Origin of the sequence: Kytococcus aerolatus, from assembly GCF_900187395.1 — a bacterium.
Taxonomy (GTDB): Bacteria; Actinomycetota; Actinomycetes; order Actinomycetales; family Dermatophilaceae; genus Kytococcus; species Kytococcus aerolatus.
Window position 1 is genome coordinate 76210 of record NZ_FYEZ01000004.1, and the last position, 11658, is coordinate 87867.

The 11658-nt window shown below is 71.9% G+C and carries 9 protein-coding genes and 1 pseudogene; 8 read left to right on the forward strand and 2 right to left on the reverse strand.

Annotated features, from left to right (window positions below; translation table 11 throughout):
- Positions 1 to 7: 7 nt before the first annotated feature.
- The 5 genes and pseudogenes from mca to CFT82_RS12380 all read left to right on the forward strand — a co-directional run.
- Positions 8 to 964 carry a mycothiol conjugate amidase Mca gene (gene mca / locus CFT82_RS11295; protein ID WP_088819283.1) on the forward strand — a complete coding sequence of 319 codons (957 nt, stop codon included), beginning with the start codon at positions 8 to 10 and terminating at the stop codon, positions 962 to 964.
- Positions 961 to 1203, forward strand: coding sequence for a hypothetical protein (locus CFT82_RS11300; protein ID WP_088819284.1), 243 nt, complete (start codon positions 961 to 963; stop codon positions 1201 to 1203). Before mca ends, CFT82_RS11300 begins: the two co-directional genes overlap by 4 nt.
- Positions 1196 to 1984 (forward strand): isoprenyl transferase, encoded by a 789-nt coding sequence (locus tag CFT82_RS11305; RefSeq protein ID WP_088819301.1) that lies wholly within the window; start codon positions 1196 to 1198, stop codon positions 1982 to 1984. Before CFT82_RS11300 ends, CFT82_RS11305 begins: the two co-directional genes overlap by 8 nt.
- Before the next feature lie 321 nt (positions 1985 to 2305).
- Positions 2306 to 3529 carry a PhoH family protein gene (locus CFT82_RS11310; RefSeq protein WP_234994475.1) on the forward strand — a complete coding sequence of 408 codons (1224 nt, stop codon included), beginning with the start codon at positions 2306 to 2308 and terminating at the stop codon, positions 3527 to 3529.
- Between the two features lie 1677 nt (positions 3530 to 5206).
- Positions 5207 to 5509: pseudogene (locus tag CFT82_RS12380) on the forward strand (aggregation-promoting factor C-terminal-like domain-containing protein); the annotation flags it as partial.
- Positions 5510 to 5603: 94 nt separating this feature from the next.
- Here CFT82_RS12380 and CFT82_RS11320 read toward each other — a convergent pair.
- On the reverse strand, positions 5604 to 6995 hold the full coding sequence (locus tag CFT82_RS11320; RefSeq protein ID WP_088819286.1) for a class II fumarate hydratase: 1392 nt from the start codon (positions 6993 to 6995) through the stop codon (positions 5604 to 5606).
- A 35-nt stretch (positions 6996 to 7030) separates the two neighbouring features.
- The gene (gene coaA / locus CFT82_RS11325; protein ID WP_088819287.1) at positions 7031 to 7981 is read right to left on the reverse strand and encodes a type I pantothenate kinase; all 951 of its coding nucleotides are present in this window, start codon (positions 7979 to 7981) and stop codon (positions 7031 to 7033) included.
- A 77-nt stretch (positions 7982 to 8058) separates the two neighbouring features.
- On the opposite strand from coaA, the gene glmS reads away from it, so the two are divergent.
- From glmS to CFT82_RS11340, 3 genes are all read left to right on the forward strand, one after another.
- Positions 8059 to 9912 carry a glutamine--fructose-6-phosphate transaminase (isomerizing) gene (gene glmS, locus CFT82_RS11330; protein WP_088819288.1) on the forward strand — a complete coding sequence of 618 codons (1854 nt, stop codon included), beginning with the start codon at positions 8059 to 8061 and terminating at the stop codon, positions 9910 to 9912.
- A gap of 108 nt (positions 9913 to 10020) precedes the next feature.
- On the forward strand, positions 10021 to 11082 hold the full coding sequence (locus tag CFT82_RS11335) for an NAD(P)H-hydrate epimerase (RefSeq protein ID WP_088819289.1): 1062 nt from the start codon (positions 10021 to 10023) through the stop codon (positions 11080 to 11082).
- A complete protein-coding gene (locus CFT82_RS11340) occupies positions 11055 to 11531 on the forward strand; it encodes an ADP-dependent NAD(P)H-hydrate dehydratase (protein WP_088819290.1) in 477 nt (158 codons plus the stop codon). The genes CFT82_RS11335 and CFT82_RS11340 overlap by 28 nt, the downstream gene beginning before the upstream one ends.
- Positions 11532 to 11658: the final 127 nt, after the last annotated feature.

Consider the following 11658-nt stretch of genomic DNA (forward strand, 5'->3'; position numbering starts at 1 on the left):
GCCCCCGGTGACCGACCAGCTGCGCCTGCTCGCGGTCCACGCCCACCCGGACGACGAGTCCAGCAAGGGGGCGGCGACCACGTTGCGCTACGTGGCCGAGGGTCGGTCGGTCACGGTCGTCTCCTGCACCGGGGGCGAGCGGGGCGACGTGCTCAACCCGCGTCTGCAGGAGGACCCCCAGGTGCTGCGGAACCTGCCGGAGGTGCGGCGGCGGGAGATGGCCGCCGCCCAGGAGGTCCTCGGTGTGGACCACGTGTGGCTGGGTTTCGTGGACTCGGGGCTGCCGGAGGGCGATCCGCTGCCCCCGCTGCCGGAGGGGTGCTTCGCCCGGGAGTCCCTGGAGGTGACCGCGGAGGCCCTGGTCCGGGTCATCCGCGAGGTGCGCCCCCACGTGGTCACCACCTACGACGAGAACGGCGGGTACCCCCACCCGGACCACATCATGACCCACCGGGTGACGATGGCCGCGGTGGAGGCAGCGGGTGACGCGGCGCGCTTCCCCCACGCCGGGGAGCCCTGGCAGCCGTTGAAGGTCTACTACAACGCCGGGTTCAACCCGCAGCGGATCGAGGCCCTGCACGCGGGCTGCGAGGAGGCGGGGCTGGAGTCCCCGTACGCCGGGTGGCTGGATCGCTGGGAGGGGCGCCCCCGCCGGACGATCACCACGCAGGTGGAGGCGGCGGACTGGTTCGAGGGGCGGGACGACGCCCTGCGGGCCCACGCCACCCAGATCGACCCCGACGGCTTCTTCTTCAGCGTGCCGCTCGAGGTGCAGCGGCGGGCCTACCCGTACGAGGACTACGAGCTGGCGGTCTCGCTGGTGGAGGTGACGCTGCCCGAGGACGACCTGTTCGCCGGGATCCCCGCGGACCCGGGGGAGGCCGACGCCCTGGCCCGCGCCGCTCGCTGGGCCGACATGAGCTACGACGGCCGGACCACGGCGGTCGAGGAGGAGGACGCATGAACACCGCGATGACCACGCTGGGGCTGCTGGCCCAGCAGGAGCCGGACACGAACGTCTCGACCACGGGAGGCCTGGGTGCCTTCCTCGCGATGTTCGTGCTGGCCCTCGCCGTCTGGGCCCTGGGCTGGAGCATGACCCGGCACCTGCGCCGGGTGAGCTATCTCGAGAAGCAGCGTCGCCGCGAGGAGGCCCGGGAGGGTGCCGGCGCCCAGCACGAGGGCGGCCCCGCGGGTGAGTGAGTCGACCGGTGGGCCGGGGCGCCGCGTGCGTGGCCTGGTCTATGGCGCCTACGAGCAGCGGCTGGCCGCGGAGCTCGACCCGGAGCGCCTGCCGCGACACGTCGGGGTGATGCTCGACGGCAACCGGCGCTGGGCGCGCGCCCGGGGGACCGCCACGGCGGCGGGACACCGGGCCGGTGCGGACAACATTGCTCCCTTCCTCGGGTGGTGCGACGAGCTCGGGATCGAGGTCGTCACCCTGTGGATGCTCTCCACGGACAACCTGCAGCGTCCGGCCGAGGAGCTCGAGCCGCTCCTGGCCATCATCGAGGACGTGGTGCGGGGGCTGGCCTCCTGCGGGCGGTGGCGGATCCACATCGTCGGGGCGCTGGGGCTGCTGCCGGCCTCCACCCGTGAGGTGCTCGTGGAGGCCGCGGCGAGGACCGAGGCGGTCCAGGGGTTGGTGGTGAACATCGCGGTCAGCTACGGGGGCCGGCGGGAGATCAGCGACGCCGTCGCCTCCCTGCTGCGGGAGTGGGATGCTGCGGGGCGCAGCCTGGCGGAGGCCGCCGACTCGATGACGCCGGAGGCGATCGGGCGGCACCTGTACACGCGGGGCCAGCCGGACCCGGATCTGGTGATCCGGACCTCGGGGGAGCAGCGGCTCGGGGGTTTCCTCCTCTGGCAGAGCGAGAAGTCGGAGTACTACTTCTGCGAGGCCTACTGGCCCGACTTCCGGCGGGTGGACTTCTTGCGGGCCCTGCGCTCGTACGTCGGACGCGAGCGACGCTTCGGCCGCTGACTGATCCGTCCGCGGCGCGGTGGGGCCCGTGAACCGGCGGTGAACGTTCGGCCAACGATCGATGCCGGGCGACGTGGGGGGAGGCGCCGGCGCGTTCCGGCCCCTACGTTCGGGAGTGTCAGCGAGTCGACCCGCGGGCACCCGCCCGGGGCAGGAGGCGTCATGACCGGTCACCCGGAGTTCCCGTCCGTGCTCGAGGCGCGAGGGGGTGAGGGGGCCGGCCGGGCCGCGGCGGAACCTGCTGTCGCCCCCGGGTCCTCCACGCCCACCACGCGCACGTACGTCCTCGACACCTCGGTGCTGCTCTCCGACCCGCGGGCGATGATGCGCTTCGAGGAGCACGACGTCGTCCTGCCGGTGGTGGTCATCACCGAGCTGGAGGCCAAGCGCCACCACCCCGAGCTGGGCTACTTCGCCCGCTCGGCCCTGCGGATCCTCGACGGCCTCCGGGTGGAGCACGGCCGGTTGGACGCCCCGATCCCCACCGAGGCCGGCGGGTGGTTGCACGTCGAGCTCAACCACACCGACCCCTCGTCCCTGCCCGTGGGCTTCCGCCTGGGGGACAACGACACGCGCATCCTCTCGGTGGCGCGCAACCTGGCCGACGAGGGCAAGGACGTCTGCGTCGTCTCCAAGGACCTGCCGATGCGCGTGAAGGCCTCGGCGGTCGGTCTGGAGGCGCAGGAGTACCGCAACGAGATGGCCGTCGAGTCCGGGTGGACCGGGATGGCCCACCTGGCGGTGTCCACCGAGCAGATGGACGCCCTGTACGACGACGGCCGCACCGAGTCCGCGGAGGCCGAGGAGCTGCCCTGCAACACCGGTGTGGTCCTCACCGCACCCTCCGGGTCCGGTCTGGCCCGGGTGGCTCCGGACGGTGCGCTGCGCATGGTGCGGGGCGACCAGGACGCCTTCGGGCTCCACGGTCGCAGCGCCGAGCAGCGGGTGGCCCTGGACCTGCTGCTGGACCCGGACGTCGGCATCGTCTCGCTGGGTGGCCACGCGGGCACCGGCAAGTCGGCGCTCGCGCTGTGCGCTGGTCTGGAGGCGGTCATGGAGCGTCGCCAGCAGCAGAAGGTGATCGTCTTCCGGCCGCTCTACGCGGTGGGTGGCCAGGACCTCGGGTACCTCCCGGGCAGCGAGAACGAGAAGATGGGGCCCTGGGCGCAGGCGGTCTTCGACACGCTCACGGCGGTGGTCTCCCGCCCGGTGGTCGAGGAGATCGTGGACCGGGAGCTCATCGAGGTGCTGCCCCTGACCCACATCCGGGGGCGCTCCCTGCACGACGCCTTCGTGATCGTCGACGAGGCGCAGAGCCTGGAGCGGAACGTCCTCCTCACGGTGCTCTCGCGCATCGGGCAGAACAGTCGGGTGGTCCTGACCCACGACGTGGCCCAGCGGGACAACCTGCGGGTCGGCAAGCACGACGGTGTCGCGGCGGTCATCGAGGCGCTCAAGGGGAATCCGCTCTTCGCCCACGTGACCCTGACCCGGTCGGAGCGTTCTCCGATTGCGGCGCTTGTCACGGAGCTCCTCCAGGCATGACCCGGGAATTCGTTGCTATCTGGCGGTGTCATGACCAGAAGGTGAACCTGGGGTGAACCCGTCTGTCCACAGGGCGAGGCCTCGGGAGCTTGCATCCGACTGTGCCATGAGCAAGAGTGGACGAACTTGCCAGCTGTGGGTCACCCCTGTTCGGGGTCCCCTGGCGGGCAGGATCAGGGCGCGTCGTCCCCATCGAGCTGACGTGCCACCGAGGGCCGGGTTGTCCTTCCCGGCCGCGACTCGAAGGATTGATCGATGAAGCTGACCCCTCCGAACTCGTCGAACTCCGGCTGGGATGCCGTGCGCCGCCACCCGGTGGCTGGTGCTGCCGCTGCCGTGACGGCCCTGGCCTCCGTGGCCGGTCTCACCGCGACCACCCTGCCCTCGACGGACCCCGAGCCCGAGGACCAGGGCAACAACCTCGAGCACGAGGTGGCCGCCGCCGACCGGGATGAGGCCGCGAGCCGCTCCGGTGGGAAGTCCGACCGTGCTGATGAGAGCAAGGCGCGTGCCAAGGCGCGCGAGGCCGCCCAGAAGCGTGCCGAGCAGGCGCAGCAGGATGCCGCTCAGAAGGCGGTGGCCCGTGCCGCCGAGGAGCGCAAGGCCGCTGAGCAGCAGGCCCAGGAGCGCGCCGAGGCCCGTCGTGCCGCTGAGCTGAAGGCCCAGCGCAAGGCCGCCGAGAAGGCCGCTGCCGCGAAGGCGGCGAAGAAGACCGAGGCGGAGCGTGAGGCCGAGGCCCGTGCCGCGGCCGAGGTGCGGGCTGAGCGCGAGGCGGAGGAGAAGTCCAAGGCTGAGGCTCGTGAGCAGGCTGAGCGTGAGGCTGCCGAGAAGGCCGCTGCCGCGAAGGCGGCGAAGAAGGCCGAGGCGCGTGAGTCGGCGCAGGAGCAGGCCGAGCGTGAGGCTGCGGAGAAGGCTGCCGAGCGTGAGGCGGCTGAGAAGGCCGCACGTGAGCAGGCCGAGCGTGAGGCGGCTGAGAAGGCTGCCCGCCGGGCCGAGGCGCGTGAGTCGGCGCAGGAGCGTGCCGAGCGTCAGGCTGCGGAGAGGGCCGCGCAGGAGCAGGCCGAGCGTCAGGCAGCGGAGAAGGCTGCTGAGCGTGAGGCGGCCGAGAAGGCTGCGGCCAAGGCTGAGGCGCGTGAGCAGGCTGAGCGTGAGGCCGCCGAGAAGGCCGCGCAGGAGCAGGCCGAGCGTCAGGCTGCCGAGAAGGCCGCGCAGGAGCGTGCGCAGCGTGAGGCCGCCGAGAAGGCCGCTGCCGAGAAGGCCGCGCAGGAGCGTGCGCAGCGTGAGGCCGCCGAGAAGGCCGCTGCCGAGAAGGCCGCGCAGGAGCGTGCGCAGGCCGAGCGCGAGGCCGCCGAGCGTGCGCGTCAGGAGCAGCGCGAGCGTGAGTACGCGGAGCACCAGCGCCGCGCCGAGGAGGCCGCACGCCAGGAGCGCGAGGAGCAGGAGCGCCTCGAGCGTCAGGAGCGTGAGCGCGAGGAGCAGGAGCGCCTCGAGCGTGAGAAGCGTGAGCGCGAGGAGCAGGAGCGCCTCGAGCTTGAGAAGCGTGAGCGCGAGGAGCAGGAGCGCCTCGAGCGTGAGAAGCGTGAGCGCGAGGAGCAGGAGCGCCTCGAGCGTGAGAAGCGTGAGCGTGAGGAGCAGGAGCGCCAGAAGCCCGAGCCGGCACCCGTCTCCGGCGGCACCCCGGCCCAGGCCAAGGCGATCGCGCGGGCCCAGATCCAGACCTATGGCTGGGGCGAGTCCGAGTTCCAGTGCCTCGACAAGCTCTGGCACCGCGAGTCGCACTGGCGGTGGAACGCCGAGAACCCCTCCTCGGGTGCCTACGGGATCCCCCAGTCGCTGCCCGGGAACAAGATGGCCTCCGCCGGTCCCGACTGGCGGACCAACCCCGCCACGCAGATCGAGTGGGGTCTGGGGTACATCTCGGGGCGCTACGGCACCCCTTGTGGCGCTTGGGCCCACTCCGAGGCCGTCGGCTGGTACTGATCGATCATCGCTGCTCGGCGGGCCAGGCGCCTGCCCAGCACACGAGGAAGGCCCCCACCGGACGGTGGGGGCCTTCCTCGTGCGCGGAGGGTGCTCAGCGGCCGTGCGGCGTGGCCATCCCGAGCAGGTCGAGGGCCTCGTCCAGCTCGGCCTCGGTGAGGTCACCGTTCTCCACGTGGCCGCGGTCGATGACCACCTGGCGGACGGTCTTCTTCTCCGCGAGCGACTGCTTGGCCACCTTGGAGGCCGCCTCGTAGCCGATCGCCGAGTTGAGAGCGGTCACGATGGCCGTGGACGCACCGGCGAGCTCGGCGAGGTGCTCGGTGTTGGCCTCCAGGCCGGAGACGCAGCGGTCGGCCAGCACGGTCGAGGCGCCGGCGAGCAGGTCGATCGAGTCCAGCATGTCGGTCGCCATCACCGGCAGCATCACGTTGAGCTCGAACGAGCCCGAGGCGCCGCCCATGGCGATCGTGGCGTCGTTGCCGATGACCCGGGCGCACACCATGAGGGTGGCCTCGGGGATCACGGGGTTGACCTTGCCGGGCATGATCGACGAGCCGGGCTGCAGCTCGGGCAGACGGAGCTCACCGAGGCCCGCGCGGGGGCCGGAGCCCATCCAGCGCAGGTCGTTGCAGATCTTCGTCAGCGAGACCGCCAGCAGGCGGGTCGCGGCGGAGAGGTGCACCACGGCGTCCTGGGTGGACTGGGCCTCGAAGTGGTCCTCCGCCTCGCGCATCTCCACACCCACCTGGCGGGAGAGGTCGGCGATCGCCTTGCCCGCGAACTCCGGGTGGGCGTTGAGGCCGGTGCCGGCGGCGGTGCCGCCCAGGGGCAGCTCGCGGACGGCGTCCAGCGCCTGGGCGAGGCGCTCCCGGCCTAGCTGGATCTGGCGGGCGTAGCCACCGAACTCCTGCCCCAGGGTCACCGGCACGGCGTCCATGAGGTGGGTGCGGCCGGCCTTGACGACCTCGGCGAACTCCTGCGCCTTGGCCTCCAGGGCCTGCTGGAGCTTCTCCAGGGCCGGGTCGAGGCGCTCGGAGACGCCCTGCACCATCGCCACGCGCATGGCGGTGGGGAAGGTGTCGTTCGAGGACTGGCCCATGTTCACGTCGTCGTTGGGGTGCACCTCGGTGCCGGCCTGGCGGGCCAGGGTGGCGATGACCTCGTTGGAGTTCATGTTCGTCGAGGTGCCGGAACCCGTCTGGAAGATGTCCACCGGGAAGTGCTCGTCGTGCTCGCCGCGGGCCACGGACTCGGCAGCGGTGACGATGGCGTCCGCCTTGGCCTGGTCCAGGTTGCCCAGCTCGGCGTTCGCGCGGGCGGCAGCGGCCTTCAGCTGGCCGAAGGCGTGGACGACGGCGGCGGGCACGGGGCGCCCGGAGATGGGGAAGTTCTCCACGGCGCGGGCGGTCGAGGCGCCGTACAGCGCATCGGCCGGAACCTGCATCTCGCCCATGGAGTCGTGCTCAGTGCGGTATTCGGTCATGGGGTCATCATGGCAGCCGGCCCGTGGGCCGCAGATCAGACCTTGCGCAGGAGCACCCGGTGCACCGCGTGGTTCTCGTCCTTGGTGAGCACCGCCGTGGCCCGGCCCCGGGTGGGGGCGATGTTCTGCTGCAGGTTGGGACCGTTGATGGCGTCCCAGACCGAGAGGGCGAAGTCCTCGGCCTCCTGGGCGGACATCGAGGCGTAGCGGTGGAAGAAGGACTCGGGGTCGGCGAAGGCGGTCCGGCGCAGCTTCTGGAAGCGGTCGAGATACCAGGACTTGATGTCCTCCACCCGGGCGTCGACGTAGACGGAGAAGTCGAAGAAGTCGCTGACGGCCAGGCCCGCGGAGCCGTCCTTGCGGGCGACCGGTGGCTGGAGGACGTTGAGCCCCTCGACGATGAGCACGTCCGGCTGGTCCACGACGACCTCCTCGTCCGGCACGATGTCGTAGACGAGGTGGGAGTACACAGGGGCCGACACCTGCGGGGAGCCGGCCTTCACCGCGGAGACGAAGCGCAGGAGCTTGCGGCGGTCGTAGCTCTCGGGGAAGCCCTTGCGCTCCATGAGGCCCCGCTTCTCGAGCTCCTCGTTGGGGAAGAGGAAGCCGTCGGTGGTGACCAGCTGCACGCGGGGGGTCTCGGGCCACCGGGCCATGAGGTCGTGCAGCAGGCGGGCGGTGGTCGACTTGCCGACGGCGACCGACCCGGCCACGCCGATGATGAACGGGATCCTCCTCGGGGTCTCGCCGAGAAACTCGGAGGTGGTGGCGCGCAGGCTCTGCGAGTTGCGCACGTGCAGGTTGATCAGGCGGGAGAGGGGGAGGTAGATCTCCTCGACCTCCCGGGCGTCGATGCGGTCACCGATGCCCTCGATCCGGGCGATGTCCTCTGCGGTGAGGCTCATCGGGTGCGACTGCCGCAACCGGGCCCAGTCGTCCCGGCCCAGTTCCACATAGGGGGAGTGCATCGTCTGCGGTGAAGGCATGGGGACATTCTGCCTGTGATCCTCGCAACTCGTGAGAACGCAGGGCGGGGGGGGATCGACCGGATAGTCTGACGATTATGTGTGGAATCGTCGGATATGTGGGCCGGGACAAGGGCCAGCGCGCCCTGGATGTCGTCATGGAGGGCCTCGCGCGCCTCGAGTACCGCGGGTACGACTCGGCCGGAGTCGCCCTCGTGGGCGGCGACCGGGTCGAGACCGCCAAGAAGGCCGGCAAGCTGGTGAACCTGCAGGAGGAGCTGGCCGCCCACCCGATGCCCGAGACCACCACCGGCATCGGTCACACCCGCTGGGCCACCCACGGCGGGCCGACGGACGAGAACGCGCACCCGCACCGCGGTGGCGAGGACGGCAAGCTCGCCCTGATCCACAACGGGATCATCGAGAACTTCCACTCCCTGCGCGGCGAGCTCGAGGCCGACGGTGTGCAGTTCACCTCCGAGACCGACACCGAGGTCGTGGCGCACCTGCTGGCCCGGAACTACGCCGGTGACCTGACCGAGGCCATGCGCACGACCGTGAACTCGCTGGAGGGTGCGTTCACCCTCCTGGCGGTGCACGCCGACTCCCCGGGCACCGTCGTCGGTGCCCGGCGCAACTCCCCCCTGGTCATCGGCCTGGGGGAGGGCGAGAACTTCCTCGGTTCCGACGTCGCCGCCTTCATCAGCCACACCAAGCAGGCGATGGAGATGGGGCAGGACCAGATCGCCACGATCACCGCCGAGGGCGTCGAGGTCCTCAACTTCGACGGCACCCCGGGTGAGGGCACGCCCTTCGAGGTGACCTGGGACGCCGCGGCCGCGGAGAAGGGCGGCTACGACACCTTCATGGAGAAGGAGATCCACGATCAGGGGCAGGCGGTGCGGGACACGCTCCTGGGACGCACCGACGCCGACGGTCGTCTGACGCTCGACGAGCTGAAGACCTCCGAGGAGTCCATGCGGCAGATCAACAAGATCATCATCATCGCCTGCGGCACCTCGGCCTACGCCGGCATGGTCGCCAAGTACGGCATCGAGCACTGGGCCCGTGTCCCCGTCGAGGTGGACCTGGCCCACGAGTTCCGCTACCGCGACCCGGTGCTCGACCCGCGGACGCTCGTCGTGTCCATCTCGCAGTCCGGCGAGACGATGGACACCCTGATGGCCGTGCGCCACGCCCGCGAGCTGGGCGCCAACACGCTGTCGATCTGCAACAGCCACGGCTCGACCATCCCCCGCGAGTCCGATGCCGTGCTGTACACGCACGCCGGTCCGGAGATCGCCGTCGCCTCCACCAAGGCCTTCGTCGCGCAGATCACCGCCTGCTACGTGCTCGGCCTGTACCTGGCCCAGCTCAAGGGCGGGACCTATGCCGACGAGGCGGAGAACGTGCTCGCGGACCTCCACGAGATCCCCGGGAAGATCGACTCGCTCCTGGAGGACACCGCGCGCATCGAGGAGATCGCCGGCTTCATGTCCGACACCCGCTCCGTGCTCTTCCTGGGCCGGAACGTGGGCTTCCCCATCGCCATGGAGGGTGCGCTCAAGCTCAAGGAGCTGGCCTACATCCACGCCGAGGGCTTCGCCGCGGGTGAGCTCAAGCACGGTCCGATCGCCCTGATCGAGCCCGGGCAGCCGGTCTTCATCGTGGTGCCCCCCACCGATGCGCCCCACGGACTGCACGGCAAGGTGGTCTCCAACATCCAGGAGATCCGCGCGCGGGGGGCCCGCACCCTGGTCATCGCCGAGGAGGGTGACGAGCAGGTGGTGCCCTTCGCCGACGAGGTGATCCGGGTCCCGAGGTCGACCACCCTGCTGCAGCCCCTGCTGGCGGTGATCCCGCTGCAGCTCTTCGCGCTGTTCCTGTCCACGGCCAAGGGGCTGGACGTCGACCAGCCGCGCAACCTGGCCAAGTCCGTCACCGTCGAGTGAGGACCCTGCCGCGCGCATGACCGCCCGTCCGGACGCCGCCCTGTCTCCCAGCCGTGGAGCCGGGGCGGCGTCCGCGTGCGGAGCGGGGTCTCCGCAGGGAGCGGGGCGATGATGCGGGCCTGCTCCCCGGCCGAGGTCCGGCAGCTCGAGCGCTCGGCGGGCGCGCCGTACGAGGACGGGACGCTCATGCGTCGGGCTGCCGGTGCCGTCGCGGACCTCGTCCGGCGCGTCCACCCCGGGGGCGGGCAGGTGCTGGCTCTCGTGGGGAGTGGGGGGAACGGTGGGGACGCGCTCTGGGCGGTGGCCGACCTCGCCGGCGGCCGTGACGCCTGGACGGCCCGGGCCCTGCTCCTGGGGGAGGGGGCGGACGGGCAGGCGCTGGCGGCAGCGCGGGCGGCCGGTGTGGAGGTGGTGGAGCACCTGCCCGCTGGGTCCGCGCACGAGCTGGCTGCACAGGTCGACGTGGTGGTCGACGGGATCGTCGGCCTCGGCGCCCGGGGAGGGCTCAGCGGGGCTGCTAGCCGAATGGCCGGGGCCATCGCGGAGCAGCGGGCCAGCGGGGGAGGAGCTCCGCTCGTGGTCGCCGTCGACCTCCCGAGCGGGGTGGACCCCGAGGGGCGGCGCGCCCCGGAGCCGGGTGCCCACGTCCGGGCGGACCACACGGTGACCTTCACCTGCGCGAAGCCGGCGCACCTGCTGCCAGCCACCTGCGAGCACTGCGGCGAGGTCGCGGTCGTGGACATCGGTCTGGACGCGACGGGCCTCGGGACGGTGGTGGCCGGGTGGTCCGAGGCGGACCTCCGGTCGGCCCTCCCGGTGCCCCGGCGGGATGCCCACAAGTACAGCCGGGGAGTCCTCGGGGTCGTCGCCGGGTCGGAGGTGTACCCCGGCGCCGCGGTGCTCACGAGCTCGGCCGCCCTGCACACGGGGGTGGGGATGCTGCGCTACGTCGGCCCGCGCCGGGCAGAGGATCTCGTGCTGGCCGCGTGCCCGGAGGCCGTTCCCGGGGAGGGCAGGGTGCAGGCCTGGGTGCTGGGGCCGGGGACACCGGTCGACGACGCCATGGTGCAGCGACGTCAGGCGCGCCTCGCGCGCAGCGGTGGTCCAGCCCTGCTGGATGCCGGCGCGCTGGGACAGGTGGCGTGCCGCCCGGCGGGTGCCCCACGCTGATCACCCCGCACGCCGGGGAGCTGGCACATCTCCTGGGGAGCTCCCGGGAGGAGGTGGAGGCCGACCCCCTGGGGGCCGGGTGGGCGGCGAGCACGCGCTTCGAGGTCACGACCCTCGTCAAGGGGTGGGTGACCGTGGTGGTCCCCTCTCCCCGGGAGGCGGAGCAGGGAGCCGTTCCCACGGTGGTCGACGAGGGGACACCGTGGCTTGCCAGCGCCGGGGCAGGTGACGTCCTGGCCGGGGTGGCTGGTGCTCTGCTCGCCACGGGGTGCCCACCCCACGCAGCGGCGGTGGTCGCCGCCACCCTTCACGGACGCGCCGCGCGCCGGTTGTCCCGGGGAGGGCCGCTGCGCATCGCGGATCTTCCCCCTGCGGTCTCGGAAGAGGTCCGGACGCTCGCGGCGGGACCAGCCGAGGACCCCGGGCTGGGTGAACGGGATCTGGCCTGAGGGCAACGTTTTCGTGACGACTTGCGCCAGTGTTTGCGTTGGGGCTGGGGTGTGTGTATTGTTCCTCCTCGTTGCCCGGCCGGGTGGCTGCGGGTGAGTGAAGAGCTCAGCGTGGTTGGTGGTTCGG